Origin of the sequence: Meiothermus sp., assembly GCF_025056915.1 — a bacterium.
GTDB lineage: Bacteria > Deinococcota > Deinococci > Deinococcales > Thermaceae > Meiothermus.
The window spans coordinates 23847-36198 of record NZ_JANWVH010000024.1 but is presented as its reverse complement, the minus strand read 5'-3'; the positions used below and the strand labels follow the sequence as shown (position 1 = coordinate 36198).

Sequence of the window (12352 nt, the reverse complement as noted above, 5' to 3'; positions counted from 1 at the left end):
TGGAGACCCTGACCGGGCTGGTGGCCGCCATGCAGGCCGAGGGGGCCGGGATGGCCCTGCTGACCATGCGACTGGATGACCCCACCGGCTACGGGCGCATCCTGCGGGATGAGCACGGCCAGATTCTGGGCAACGTGGAACAAAAAGACGCCACCCCTGAAGAGCGGGCCATTCGGGAGATCAATCCGGGCGTCTATTGTTTTGACCCCACCGTGTGGAAAAAACTCGAGCTGGTGGACAATCAAAACGCCGCCGGCGAATACTACCTACCCGACCTGATTCGCATCTACCGGGAGGCGGGCCAGAAGATTACCTCCATAGAGTCCGGGGATACCGGAGAGCTGCTGGGGGTGAACTCCCGCGCGCAGCTGGCCGAGGTCGAAAAGGTCTTGCTCCAGCGACTGCGGGCCGAGTGGATGGCCCGCGGCGTGCGGATGATACTGCCGGAGAGTATTTATCTGGAGCCCAGCGTGGAGCTGGCCCCCGACGTGACCCTGTGGCCGGGGGTGATTTTGCGGGGCAAAACCCGGCTGGGCGAGGGGGTGGAGGTTGGGGCTTATGCTGTGCTTACCGATACGGTGGTCGAGGCCGGGGGCCGGATCAAGTCCCATACCGTTTGTGAAGAGGCCTACGTCTCGAGCGGGGCCGATGCCGGCCCGTTCGCCCGCCTGCGACCCAAGGCCTACCTGGAGGAGGGGGCCCACGTGGGCAACTTTGTCGAACTCAAGAACGCCCGCCTGGGCAGGCGGGCCAAAGCCGGGCACCTGGCCTACCTGGGGGATGCCGAGGTGGGGGAGGAGTCCAACATTGGCGCCGGGGTCATCACCGCCAACTACGATGGCCAGCGCAAGCACAAGACCACCATTGGAAAGCGGGTTTTTGTGGGCTCCAACAGCGTACTGATTGCCCCCGTCACGCTGGCCGATGGCTCCTTTATTGCCGGAGGCAGCGGCATCAACCAGGACGTGCCCGAGGATGCACTGGCCATCGCCCGTGAGCGCCAGCGAAACATTGAGGGATACATGAAACGGAAGCGAGGGGAGGGGTCGTAGGTTGTTCCACCACCATCATGCCGCATCAGCCCTCAATAGCCCCTGACCTTATCGTGCACTAGCGCTTCTGGCGGGCTTTCGGCCAAAGATTTTCCATATCCCGCTCTTCACAGACGGGGCCGCCTTCGAAAACGAGAAGGGACAAGCAGAAGTGCCTCACCGGGGTGAGGCCCGCTTGTCTGCCTTGCGTCTGGGCTGAGACGCATGTTTTCGAGTTTCCAGGCGACCACTGTTCTGTTCAGAACCAGGCTTTCTCAAACTCAAATGGCTCATAATACATAGGCTCTAGTGGGGCAGGAGTCCTCGCAGGTAAGCCCGAACCTGCTGGTAGTCGAAGCTGTAAACCGAGCCGTTGGGGGTGGTGATTTCCAGCACATCGCCCCCATCCTCCACCACCCGGCGCAACAACAATAGGCCGGAGGGGTTGTAAAGCTCGACCTTGGCCGCACGGTAGGCGCCCTCGAGGCGGGGGCTGCGGCGGGCCACGCCGTAGGGCGAGATGTGTACTTCTGGCACCTCGACGGCCTCGTGCGACCAGGCCGACTCATGGGGGTCGAGCAGGTCGTCTTCTTCCAGGTGCGCGAAACCTTCGGCCAGCTCGAGCGCCGAGAGCCAGAGCACCTCCTCCCCCACCCCATCCGACAAAACCAGCTTGAGATTGTCGAAGTTGTTGTCGTCTTCCAGGTGGGCGAAAAGGCCCTCGGGAGGTTTCATGGTTTCAGTTTACGACGGCTTTTTATGTCAAACGTCCCTGCCAGCCGCAGGCCCTTTTCAGTTCGCCGAGAGGGCGGCCCCGTAAGCCGTGGCCAGGCCAGGCCGCTCGGGAATGAGGGGCCTGGGTTCAATCTGGTAAAAGGACCAGACCCGCTCGAGTGCCGCGCGGATGGGCTCCAGGTCGGGCAGGTGCCCCACAATCACAATCTGCGGCAGGCCGGCAGCCTGGGCAGCATTGATGGCAATCATGGCAATCACCTGCCCCACCAAAGTCACCAGGCCCGCCGCTATGTCCTCGCGGCTGGGATTCACCTGTTCGACCAGCCGGCCAAAGTTGACGGCGGTGGCATCGGGGGGCAAATGGCCGATGCCCCCGCCAATCACGTCTATAAGGGTGGAGTCCACGCCGCTGGGGTTGCCCAGCGCGGCCAGGCGGGCAACCTCGAGGGGGTCTGCGGTGCCCAGAAGGAGCCGGGACAAACCCAGCAGGGTGCCGCCCCCCACCGCCGAGCCGGTAAAGTGCCGGGCCTCGGTACCCCGGGCGGCAATCATGGCGGTACCGGTGCCCGCCGAGACCACCAGCGCTTCGGACAGCCCCGCCAGTGCGAGTGCGCCCCGCCCGACCGCCTGGGCCTCGCCAATTTTCTGGATAGGCAGCCCCTCAAAGCTGTCCGGCAGGTGGCGCGACAAACCTCCTGCACTGGCAATGGCCCCCAGTTCCGAGGGCCGCACCTTCAGGTGCTGGAGCACCTCGGAAAGCGCCTCGAGGCTGGCGGGGCCGGTTTTGAGGGTCTGGTGGGCCAGAATCTGATTATGTTCCACCAGCACCACATCGGTATTGGAGAGGCCAAAGTCCACGCCGAGTTTCCGCATGGTTCCCAGCATAACCCGCCCCCCAAGGCCCGCCGATCTCAGCCGGTTCACCTCAGCCCATGCAGCACTTCCCGCACCCCGCGCAGGCGGGTGTGGAGCAAAGAGCGGGCCAGCGAACTATCCAGGGCGCAGTTGGCGGGGCGGGGTTCCGAGAACTCGGCACGGCGCTCGGCAGGCAGCCGGGCCGGGTCGCGCCCGTGCAGGGGGGCAATCAGGCGGCCAAACTCGAGCCGGCTCAGCACCTCGGCCCCGCCCAGGTGCAGCACCCCCTGAAAGTCGAGTGAAACCAGCTCCAGTAGGGCCTGGGCCAGATCCTCCACAAACACGAAGGAGCGGTACTCATCCACAAAAAGCCCCCCGGCCCGCTTTCCATCGGCCATTTCCAGCACCATCTGGCTGTTCGGGTCTATGGGGTCGAAGCCCCAGATGAGCGAGGTGCGGACGATGGTGGCCTGGGGCAAATGCGCTTGCACCAGACGCTCGGCCTCGAGCTTGGCCTGTCCATAGGGGGTGATGGGGTTGGGCTGGGCCGACTCCGCATAGGGGGGGTGCTCGCCGTCAAACACCTGGTCGGTGGAGAGGTGAATCAGCCGGGCGCCCACCTTCGCGCAAGCCCGGGCGAGGTGGGCGCTGCCCTGCACCGTGATGGCCTCGAGGGCCTCCGGGCCGGCCTTGCTGTAAGCGGTGTGGATGACCACCTCCGGGCGAAACCGGGCCAGGGCCTGCTCGACCGCCCTTGCGTCCCGGATGTCCAGCCAAACCCACTCCACCCCTGATTGTTTAGGAACGCCGCTAAAGTAGCTGGCCCCCAGCACCCAGGGCTGGCCGGGCCCCAGGCGCAACAAAGCAGCGCCCAGGTATCCGGTTCCACCCGTTACAAAAACACGCACCCTGCCAGCATATCGGAATCCTGATTGCATTGATACTTTACCTTTTATAGCACTTTGGATATTATGCGAGCATGACCCAGACCTACAGCCTCTCGCTGACCGGCCTGACCCTGCGGGTGCAGCACATCGAGCGCCAACTGGCCTTCTACCGCGACCTGCTGGGCCTCGAGGTCGTGGACCAGCAGGGCCCCCGCACCGACCTGGCCCCCGCAGGCCGAGCGTTCACCCTCACCCTGCTGCACGACCCCTCCGCCCCCCTGCGCCCCCAGCCCACCCTGGGGCTTTACCACTTTGCCCTGCTGCTGCCCCGCCGGGCCACCCTGGCTGCTGTGTTTCGGCGGCTGGTGGAGGCCCGCTACCCCCATTTTCAAGGCGCTTCCGACCACGGGGTCTCGGAAGCGCTCTACCTGGCCGACCCCGAGGGCAACGGGCTCGAGCTCTACCGCGACCGACCCCGGCTCGAGTGGCCCTTCCGGGGCGGGCGGCTGGCCATGGTTTCCGAGCGGCTCGACCTGCAAGCCCTGCTCTCCGAGGCCAGGAGCAGCGGGCCGCTCGACCCCCAGACCACCCTGGGGCATCTGCACCTTCACGTGCGCGACCTGGACGAAGCCCAGGCCTTCTACGAGGGGCTGGGCCTGGCGCTGATGCAGGGCGACTACCCCGGCGCCCGCTTCCTGGCCGCCGATGGCTACCACCACCACATCGGCATCAACCTCTGGGCCAGGGGCCGCACTGCGCCCAAAGAGGCCACCGGACTGCTCGCCTACCAGATTGCCCTCCGGGGCCGGTCACCCCAGACCCTCACCGACCCCAACGGCGCAGAGGTGCGGGTATTGGCCCTATAACCCGTACTCCACCGGATAACCCACCCCGGCAAAGGCCGCCGGGTAGCGCACCGTGCCCCTGTAGGCGGGGGTGTAGGCCGAGAGCGGCCTGACCATGTAGGCCTGGGGCGCCACCGCAAACGGCGGGCGGATGCCCAGCTGCGCGGAAGGCACAAATCCAAAGCGGGGATAGTAGCCGGCATGGCCCCGCACCAGCACCAGCGGCGCCCCCTTAGCTTCCAGCCGGGCCAGGCCCGTTTCCACCAGGTGTTTGCCGGCCCCCAGGTTTTGGTACTCCGGATGCACCCCCAGGGGGGCCAGCACCACCACCTTCCGCATCACGCCGGTTTCATCCTGCAACCCCACCTCGCTGAACAGAATGTGCCCGATGGGCCGACCCTTTACCACCGCCACCAGCGATAGCTCAGGCATGTAAAAAGGCGACCGGCGCACCTCGGCCACCACCCGGGCTTCCTGGGGGCCCCCAAAGGCCAGGGTGTGGATTTGCTCCACCAGCGCGTATTCTTCCGGCTGTTCGGGTCGGATTTCCATGCCATCCACCATACCCCAGGACAGCGCAGAAGTGGCTAAGGGTCAGATCCTTTAGTAGATTGAGACCGTGACAACATGGAGCAAAGAAGACTTCGGCCCCGGTTTTCTCTGGGGCGTGGCTACGGCGGCGTATCAGATTGAGGGCGCGGTGAACGAAGATGGGCGCAGCCCCTCCATCTGGGACACCTTCTCCCACACCCCCGGCAAGATCAAAACCGGCGAAAACGGCGATATTGCCTGTGATTTTTACCATCGCTACGCAGAGGATATTGCCTTTATCCGCCAGATGAACATGCGGGTCAACCGCTTTTCCCTGGCCTGGCCGCGCATTTTGCCGGGTGGAACCGGGAAGGTGAACCCCAGGGGGCTGGACTTCTACCACCGGGTGATTGACCGCACCCTCGAGCTTGGCCTGGAGCCCTGGGTCACGCTCTACCACTGGGACTTGCCGCAGGTTCTGGAGGACAAAGGAGGCTGGACCAACCGGGACATCGTGGGTTGGTTCGGCGAGTACGTGCAGGTATGCAGCCAGGCCTTCGGTGACAAGGTCAAACACTGGATGGTGCTCAACGAGCCTACGGTTTTTACCGTGCTGGGCTACATGCAAGGCACCCACGCCCCAGGGCGCAGGGGCTTTGGCAACTTTTTGCCCGCCGTTCACCATGCTGCGCTGGCCCAGGCCGAAGGGGGGCGGATTCTGCGGGCCAACGTGCCGGATGCAAAGATTGGCACCACCTTTTCGGCCTCCTACGTGCAGCCCGCCGGCCCCACCTGGCTCAGCCGCATGGCCGCCGCCAACTACGATGTGATCGCCAATCGGCTCTTCCTCGAGCCGGCCCTGGGGCTGGGCTACCCCTGGAACACCATGCCCTTTCTGCGCCTTTTGCAGCGCTACATCCGCCCCGGCGACATGGAGAAGCTGGCCTTCGATTTCGACTTCATCGGCTTGCAGACCTACTTCCGCCAACTGGTGCGCTTCGACCTTTTTACCCCCGGCACCTGGGGTCAGGAGGTTCCGCACGCCGAGCGCGGCAGCGGGGAACTCACCGAGATGGGCTGGGAGGTCTGGCCCGAGAACATCTACCGCCTGCTCAAGCAGTTTGCTGCCTACCAGGGGGTCAAGCGCATCATCATCACCGAAAATGGAGCGGCCTTCCCCGACAGGGTCGAGGATGGGCGTGTGCACGACCCCAAACGCATCCAGTACATCCAATCCCACTTAGCCCAGGTGCTTCGGGCCAAGCAGGAGGGCGTGCCGGTGGAAGGCTATTTCTACTGGAGCCTGCTGGACAACTTTGAGTGGGCCGAGGGCTACAAGCCGCGTTTTGGGCTGGTGTACGTGGACTATCCCACCCAAAATCGTATCCTCAAAGACTCCGGGCATTGGTTTCGGGACTTTCTGGCCGACTGACCACCGGGTCAGTTTGTGGGTAGAATGGCCCGGATGCGAACCTTACCCAAACGATCCGATCTCCCCAAGGAGCAGACCTGGAACCTCGAGGCCTTCTTTGCCTCGGAAGCCGAGTGGCGGGCGGCGCTCTTGGAGGCCGCCCGGGCGGTGGCCGAGGTGCGGCCTTTTGCCGGGCGCTTGGCCGAGTCGGCTGCAACCCTGCGAACCGCCCTGCAAACCTACGAGACCCGGATGCTCCAGGCCATGAAGGTCTTTCAGTACGCCTCGCTGCAACTGGCCACCGACGGCACCAACCCCGCCTTTACCCGCATGGTCGGCGAGGCCCGCGCGGTGGTCACGCAGCTCGCAGCGGCAGGGGCCTACCTCGAGCCGGAGCTGCTTCGCATTCCTGCCGAAACACTGGAAGCCTTCATGCAGGCCGAGCCCGCCCTGAGGGTCTACCGGCACTACCTGGAGGCTTTGAAAACCCGGCAGCTCCACATCCTGAGCGAGGAGGTCGAGGCCGTACTGGCATCGGCAGCCGACCCCTTGAGCGCCCACGCCGCCACCGCCTACGCCGCCACCAACGCCGACATGCAGTTCAGGCCCGTGGAACACCAGGGGGAGCCCCTGGCCGTCTCTCATAGCACCATTGGCGAGCTTTTGGTGCATGAAAGCCCGGAGGTTCGCAAGGCCGCCTGGGCGTCGTATGCCGACGGGCACCTGGCCTTCAAAAACACCCTGGCAGCCACCCTGCAAGGGAGCATCAAGAGCTTTGCTTTTCAGGCCCGCACTCGAGGCTATCCGAGCAGCCTCGAGATGGCCCTGGCCGTGAGCCGCACCTGCGGCGACAACATTCCCAGGGCCGTCTACGACAACCTGCTGGCCATCTTCCAGGCCCACCTGCCCACCTGGCACCGCTTCTGGCGCATCCGCAAAAAGGCCCTGGGCGGACGGCTCCACAGCTACGATGTGCCGATTTACGACGCCCCGGCCCCCCTGGTGCCCAGTCCCAAAATTAGCTTCTGGGAGGCGGCTGAGACCATCTGCCGGGGAATGGAGCCGCTGGGGCCGGAATACGTAGAACCCATGCGGCGGGGCCTGTTTGAGGAGCGCTGGGTGGACTGGGGCCAGAACCAGGGCAAGCGGGCCGGGGCCTTCTCCTCGGGGCTCAAGGGCACTTTCCCGTACATCCTTATGAGCTGGTCCGACGACCTCTTCTCCCTGAGCACCCTGGCCCACGAGCTCGGCCACTCCATGCACAGCTACTTCACCCGCCAGACCCAGCCCATCATCTACGCCCGCTACAGCCTGTTTGTGGCCGAGGTGGCCTCCAACTTCAACCAGGCCCTGGTGCGGGCCCGGCTGCTACGGGAGGCCCAGACCCCTGAGCAGAAGCTGGCGGTGCTGGAGGAAGCCTTCGCCAACTTCCACCGCTACCTGTTCGTGATGCCCACCCTGGCCCGCTTTGAACTGGAACTCTACACCCGCATCGAACAGGGCGGGGCCCTGACCGCGCCGTACCTGATGGAGCGCCTGGCCGAACTCTTCGCCGAGGGCTACGGCGGCCAGGTGGAGCTCGACCGGGAGCGGCTGGGTGCAGGCTGGATGCACTTCTCGCACCTGTACAGCCCCTTTTATGTGTACCAGTACGCCACCGGCATCGCGGCGGCCAACGCGCTGGCCCAGGATGTGCTCGAGCAGGGCGAACCCGCGGCCAGGCGCTACCTGGACTTCCTGAAGGCGGGCGACTCGGTCTACCCGCTGGAAGCGCTCAAAATTGCCGGGATTGACATGCACAGCCCCGAGCCGGTGGAGCGGGGGTTCGGGGTGCTGAAAAGCATGGTGGATGAGCTGGAGAAACTGGTGGGCTAGCCTATCTGGGCAGCTCCAGGCGCTGGGTGTTGAACCCATCCGACAGGGCCACCTCCCAGCGCCCGCCCGCAGGCAGGCCCCTGGCGGGCAGGCTGGCCTCACCCCCGGTGAGCCACAGCCCCAGGGTGGTGCGCTCGGGCCCCAGGTGGGCCAGCGAGGCGTAGGGATAGGCGGTAGAAGCCCAGGAGAGGGTGACTTTTCCGTCGTGCTCGAGCAAACCCACCTGCACCGTGCCCTGGGGGTACAGGCGCGGCTCTACCGTCTGCCCAAATAGCGCCCGGCCAGCCTGGCTGATTTCCAGCCCGCGCAGGGGGCCGGGGTAGGGCAGGCTGAAGCTGAAGTGCGCCTCCGACCAGGAGGCCTCGGGGGGCTGCTCCGGGCCGTGCGGGGCTTCTACCGGCTCGGCCTGAAAGGAAACCTCCAGCGGGCCTCCGGCAGCCTCCAGCCGCAGCCGGTACTCGCCGGGCCGGGGCGGCTCGGGAGCGGCCCACAGCCTGACCAGGGGGTTCAGCCGCAACTCGCCGTTGCGGATGCGCCCGCTAATCAGCAGCACTTCCTGGGCTGGCCCCTGGTTTTGGGACTGGCTGCTGGGAGGGCGGGCCTCGAGGAAGCTTTGCATCCCGCTGTAGGTGTAGTCGGAGATCCACTGCGGGGTGCAGTAACTCATGATGTCCTTGTGCGAGGCCGGGTTGAAGAGCTCCCCGCTGGCTAAGCTATAGCCCCAGGTGCCAATCGAACCCCCCGCATAGGGATAGCCCGGCTCACCCGCCACCTTGCAGGGCGCATGCTCCCGACCCAGGTTATGCCCAATCTCGTGGGCCATAACCCGGGCCGCCGAGCTTTCAAAATCCCAGCCCACGCTGACCGGTAAGCCCACATAGCCAATCCCGGCGATGCCGCTGGAATAGCCGACCCGCACCACCCCGTAGTAGTAGCGACTGCTGCCGTCGCTGGTGCGCAGGCCGCGCAGGGCACTGAGCAGACTGCTCCAGTCGCTGCTGGCATTCGCCACCGTGGCACCGTAGGCAAAAGGAGGCCGGGTTACAACCTGCACCTCCCGCACCGGGAGCATGTCCCGGAGCAGGTCCACACCGGGCAGAAGGGGCGGGGAGGCCTGTCCCGGTTGCAACACCGGCACCAGCGTGAGCGGCAAAACCGCACCCACCCCCACCGCCGGGGTGAGGGTCAGCCGGTTGTCGGCTTCGTTGCCTTCGCCCACCTGGTTGCGGGGGTCGGCCAGGAGGCGCACCTGCATCCCAGGCACCACCCAAGCCGCTGGTAGCGTAGCCCGGTAGGCCGGGGCTGGTTCGGCGGGAGCAGTGGGGAGGGTGGCCGGGCCGGTAAAGCTCAGTTCACCGAGCCAGCTATTGCCCTGAAAAACCTCGCCTTCGAGGCTGCCCGGCAAGCCCTCCCGGTCACCGGTCAGGAATACGCGCAAAAGCGCCGGCTTACCTGCCACCAGCCTGAGCTGGGCCTTGAGAACGCTCTGGCCCCATTCGGTTTTCTGGATGGTGACTTCGCCAAAGGCCGCCGGCACTTCGGGGCCAGATATCTCCGGCGAGGGATTGCACGCCGCCATTAACCCCAAAGCCAGCACCAGCCAGGCGCGCATAATGCACCCATGTCACCACGGGCAGGGGGTGAGGCGAGTGAGAAAAAGCCCAAGAAGCGTTACGATAAGCCATGACGTATGGGAGAACGCCGCCCCTTGCCGCCGCAAACCTACCGCCGCCTGGTGATTAAGGTGGGCAGCGCCGTGCTGAGCGGGCCCGCCGGACGGCAGCAGCAGCTGGCCATCGCCGCCCAGATTGCAGGCTTGAGGCGCGAGGGCCGCGAGGTGGTACTGGTCTCGTCGGGGGCCATGGCGATGGGCCTGGGCAAGCTGGGCCTCATGGAGCGCCCCAGAACCATGCCGGGCAAGCAGGCCGTTGCCGCCGTAGGCCAGCCTACACTCATGTACTGGTGGGAGCAGGCTTTTGGCTGGTACGACCTGAAGGTAGCGCAAATCCTGCTTACTGCGGAAGACCTGGCCCACCGCCACCGCTACCTGAGCGCCCGCCAGACCCTGGAAACGCTGCTCGAGTGGGGCATCGTCCCCATCATCAACGAGAACGATACGGTGATGGTGGACGAAATCAAGTTTGGTGACAACGACCAGCTTTCGGCCCTGATTGCCACCCTGGTCGGGGCCGATCTCCTAATATTGCTCTCCGACATCGAGGCCCTCTACGAGGCCGACCCCCGCACCCACCCCACCGCCCAACCCATCCATTTTGTGGAGCGGGTGAATGCCCAGGTCTTGCAGATGGCCGGCGACGACCCCAACCGGGTGGGCACCGGCGGGATGAAGAGCAAGCTGCTCGCCGCGGAGAAGGCCCAGGCCGCCGGGATTCCCACCCTGCTGCTGCCGGGAACCCGGTCCCAGAGCATTGCCGAGGCCCTGCGCGGCGAGCCCATCGGCACGCTTTTTGCGGGGGGCAACCGCCGCTACAGCGGTCGGAAGCTCTGGCTCTACCAGCTCCCCAAGCCTCAGGGCGAGATTGTGGTGGACGCGGGCGCAGCCCTGGCTTTGCGCCAGGGCGGGGCCTCGCTGCTGCCGGCGGGCATCCTCGAGGTGCGGGGGCAGTTTGGCGTGGGCGAGGCCGTACGCTGCCTGGATGAGCGGGGGCATCTGATTGGGGTGGGCCTGGTTCACTACAGCGCCGCCGAACTGAGGCGCATCCAGCGCCGCAAGACCCAGGACATCGAGGCCATCCTCGGCTACAAAAACACCGACGAGGCCATCCACCGCGACTACTTCGCCCTGGCCTCGGAACTCGAGGCCCGGTAAACTAAAAACCCGTAGGGATTGCATACCCGCCCGAGGTTGCCATGACCGCCACCCCCGAACTCAAGCACTACGCCCTGTCGGCCCGGGCTGCGGCCAGGGCCCTGTCCGCAGCCTTGCCCAGGGCCAAGAACCAGGCCCTGCTGGCGATGGCAGAAAAGCTCCTGGCCCAAAAAGAAGCCCTTTTCGCGGCCAACCAGCAGGATATGGAGGCGGCCCAGGCAGCCGGGCTTCCGGCGGCCAAGCTCGACCGGCTCTGCCTGAGCCAGAAGGTGCTGGACGACCTCTGCGCGGGGCTGCGTCAGGTAGCGGAAATGCCCGACCCGGTAGGCGAGATCGAGGGGCTCCAGATTCGGCCCAACGGCCTGCAGGTCGGGCGCATGCGCGTACCGCTGGGGGTGATTGGCTTCATCTACGAGTCGCGTCCCAACGCCACCGTGGAGGCCAGCGCCCTCAGCCTCAAGGCCGGGAACGCCATCCTGCTGCGCGGCGGCAAGGAAGCCTGGCACTCCAACCAGGCGCTGGTGCGGCTCATGCAGGAGGCCCTGCGGGAGGCCGGGCTGCCCCAGGAGGCCATCCAGCTGGTGCCCACCCCCGACCGCAGCGCCATCCTGGAGATGTGCCACCTGGCTGGCTTGCTCGACCTGATCATCCCCCGGGGCGGCAAGGAGCTGATCGAGCTGGTGCAGCGCGAGGCCCGGATGCCGGTGCTGGCCCACGCCGAGGGGGTCAATCACCTGTTTGTGGACGAGAGCGCCGACTTAGAAAGCGCCGTGCGCATCGCCGTAAACGGCAAGGCCCAGCGCCCCAGCACCTGCAACAGCCTGGAGAAAGTCCTGGTGCATAGCGCCATCGCCCCGGTGTTTTTACCCAGGCTGGCCCAAGCCATGCTCGAGGCCAGGGTCGAGCTTCGCGGCGACGAACGCACCTGCGCCCTCATTGCCGCCCAGCCCGCCACCGAGCAGGACTGGCACACCGAGTACCTCGACCTGATTCTGACCGTCAGGGTGGTGGATTCGCTGGACGAAGCCCTGGAACACATCGCCCGCTACGGCTCGCATCACACCGAGGTCATCTGTACCGAGCACCACGCCCACGCCCTGCGCTTTTTGCGCGAGGTGGACGCCTCGCTGGTGCTGGTGAACGCCTCCCCCCGCTTCAACGATGGCTTCCAGCTGGGCCTGGGGGCCGAGATTGGCATCTCCACCAGCAAGCTGCACGCCTACGGCCCCATGGGGGTGAAGGAGCTGACCACCACCAAGTTTGTGGCCCTGGGCCAGGGGCAGGTGCGGGCGTAGTCTAGCCCCAAAGCCAGGTAGCACCGATTTCGTGAGCACCGGCCTTCTGCATTTTCT

General features: G+C 65.7%; 11 protein-coding genes. 6 read left to right on the top strand and 5 right to left on the bottom strand.

Annotated features, from left to right (window positions below; translation table 11 throughout):
* Window positions 1-1052 (top strand): bifunctional UDP-N-acetylglucosamine diphosphorylase/glucosamine-1-phosphate N-acetyltransferase GlmU (gene glmU, locus NZN28_RS05865; protein WP_295396042.1); only part of this gene is annotated, 1052 nt, incomplete at its 5' end.
* A 285-nt stretch (window positions 1053-1337) separates the two neighbouring features.
* Here the strand turns inward: glmU and NZN28_RS05860 are convergent.
* From NZN28_RS05860 to NZN28_RS05850, 3 genes are read right to left on the bottom strand one after another with little or no spacing between them, the layout of a single operon-like run.
* Window positions 1338-1766 carry a hypothetical protein gene (locus NZN28_RS05860; protein WP_295396040.1) on the bottom strand — a complete coding sequence of 143 codons (429 nt, stop codon included), beginning with the start codon at window positions 1764-1766 and terminating at the stop codon, window positions 1338-1340.
* Window positions 1767-1823: 57 nt separating this feature from the next.
* Window positions 1824-2639 carry a Fumble domain-containing protein gene (locus NZN28_RS05855; protein WP_295396039.1) on the bottom strand — a complete coding sequence of 272 codons (816 nt, stop codon included), beginning with the start codon at window positions 2637-2639 and terminating at the stop codon, window positions 1824-1826.
* A gap of 47 nt (window positions 2640-2686) precedes the next feature.
* Complete coding sequence (locus tag NZN28_RS05850; RefSeq protein ID WP_295396037.1) at window positions 2687-3529, bottom strand: SDR family oxidoreductase; 843 nt, start codon at window positions 3527-3529, stop codon at window positions 2687-2689.
* Between the two features lie 71 nt (window positions 3530-3600).
* Here NZN28_RS05850 and NZN28_RS05845 point away from each other — a divergent pair, with 71 nt between their 5' ends.
* Entirely contained in the window at window positions 3601-4374 is a 774-nt protein-coding gene (locus NZN28_RS05845) for a VOC family protein (RefSeq protein WP_295396035.1), read from the top strand.
* Here NZN28_RS05845 and NZN28_RS05840 read toward each other — a convergent pair.
* Window positions 4369-4905, bottom strand: a complete 537-nt coding sequence (locus NZN28_RS05840; RefSeq protein ID WP_295396034.1) for a GNAT family N-acetyltransferase — start codon at window positions 4903-4905, stop codon at window positions 4369-4371. The genes NZN28_RS05845 and NZN28_RS05840 overlap by 6 nt on opposite strands.
* Window positions 4906-4972: 67 nt before the next feature.
* Here NZN28_RS05840 and NZN28_RS05835 point away from each other — a divergent pair, with 67 nt between their 5' ends.
* Entirely contained in the window at window positions 4973-6316 is a 1344-nt protein-coding gene (locus NZN28_RS05835) for a GH1 family beta-glucosidase (RefSeq protein WP_295396032.1), read from the top strand.
* Between the two features lie 33 nt (window positions 6317-6349).
* Entirely contained in the window at window positions 6350-8170 is a 1821-nt protein-coding gene (gene pepF, locus NZN28_RS05830) for an oligoendopeptidase F (RefSeq protein ID WP_295396030.1), read from the top strand.
* A 1-nt stretch (window position 8171) separates the two neighbouring features.
* Here pepF and NZN28_RS05825 read toward each other — a convergent pair whose 3' ends face one another.
* Window positions 8172-9782: a M66 family metalloprotease gene (locus NZN28_RS05825; protein ID WP_295396028.1), complete on the bottom strand. Its 1611-nt coding sequence runs from the start codon at window positions 9780-9782 to the stop codon at window positions 8172-8174.
* Window positions 9783-9860: 78 nt separating this feature from the next.
* Here NZN28_RS05825 and proB point away from each other — a divergent pair, with 78 nt between their 5' ends.
* Together proB and NZN28_RS05815 are read left to right on the top strand one after the other, a co-directional pair.
* Window positions 9861-11000 carry a glutamate 5-kinase gene (proB, locus tag NZN28_RS05820; RefSeq protein WP_295396026.1) on the top strand — a complete coding sequence of 380 codons (1140 nt, stop codon included), beginning with the start codon at window positions 9861-9863 and terminating at the stop codon, window positions 10998-11000.
* A 41-nt stretch (window positions 11001-11041) separates the two neighbouring features.
* Window positions 11042-12295: a glutamate-5-semialdehyde dehydrogenase gene (locus NZN28_RS05815; RefSeq protein WP_295396024.1), complete on the top strand. Its 1254-nt coding sequence runs from the start codon at window positions 11042-11044 to the stop codon at window positions 12293-12295.
* Window positions 12296-12352 lie beyond the last annotated feature (57 nt).